Annotated in this window: 1 protein-coding gene; it reads left to right on the top strand. The window is 70.1% G+C overall.

Features of this window, described 5'->3' with window-relative positions; all coding sequences use genetic code 11:
- On the top strand, positions 1-1,117 hold a 1,117-nt coding region (locus AB0O67_RS37355), incomplete at its 5' end, for a transposase (protein ID WP_365460580.1).
- Positions 1,118-1,129: the final 12 nt, after the last annotated feature.

Below are 1,129 nucleotides of genomic sequence, written 5' to 3'. Positions count from 1 at the left end.
CGCCCCCACCAGCCCGGAGCTGCTGTTCTGTCACGTCTACGGGCGGGGCCGCAGCGCGGATCAGTTCATCCCCGGCTGGCCCTACTCCTTCGTCGTCGCCCTGGAGACGGGACGTACGTCATGGACGGCCGTGCTGGACGCGATCCGGCTGGGGCCGGCCGATGATGCCACCGCGGTGACCGCCACCCAGCTGCGCGAGGTGGTCACCCGGCTGGTGCACGCCGGGCAGTGGCAGCCGGGCGACGCGGACATCCTCGTCGTCATGGACACCGGCTACGACGTCACCCGCCTCGCCTACGTCCTGGCCGACCTGCCCGTCGAGCTGGTCGGCCGGCTCCGCTCGGACCGCGTCATGCTCCGGGATGCCGGCCCACGCCGCTCTACCCCTCGCGGCGGACAGCCCCGCAAGCACGGCGGCGTCCTCACCTTCTCCAAGCCGGAGTCCTGGCACACACCCGACCAGGCCACGACGTGCGACACCACCCGCTACGGCACAGCCGAAGCCTTCGCCTGGGACCGGATGCACCCCCGGTTGCAGGCCCGTGGCCCCTGGCTCGACCACTGCGGTGAACTCCCCCTGATCCATGGCACGTTGATCCGGCTGAAGGTCGAGCACCTGCCCGGCGACCGCGACCCCAAGCCCGTGTGGCTGTGGTCCTCACGCACCGGCATGACCGGCGCAGACGTCAACCTGCGCTGGCAGGCGTTCCTCCGCAGATTCGATCTTGAACATACCTTCCGGCTGTTCAAGCAGACCCTGGGCTGGACCGTTCCCAAGGTCCGCGACCCGCACACGGCCGACCTCTGGACCTGGCTGATCATCGCCGCCCACACCCAACTCCGCCTCGCCCGCCCCCTCGCCGAGGACTTTCGTCGGCCCTGGGAGCGGCCGACGCAACCTCGTCGGCTCACCCCTGCCCGGGTTCGGCGGGGGTTCCGCCACCTCCGCGTGAAGACCGCCCGTCCCGCCGATGTGCCCAGACCCGCCAAGCCCGGACCCGGACGCCCACCCGGCTCGAAGAACCGCAGGCCAGCCCCACGCCACGAGCCGGGGAAGACCGTGAAACGAATCGAAACCCTCACCGAACACGTCCGCCTAAAACAGCAGCGAGGTTAATGATCAAGCTTA

Source organism: Streptomyces sp. NPDC086077, from assembly GCF_040686175.1.
Classification (GTDB): Bacteria; Actinomycetota; Actinomycetes; order Streptomycetales; family Streptomycetaceae; genus Streptomyces.
The sequence above is the reverse complement of the archived record's forward strand: the minus strand, read 5'-3'. Positions and strand labels throughout refer to the sequence as shown.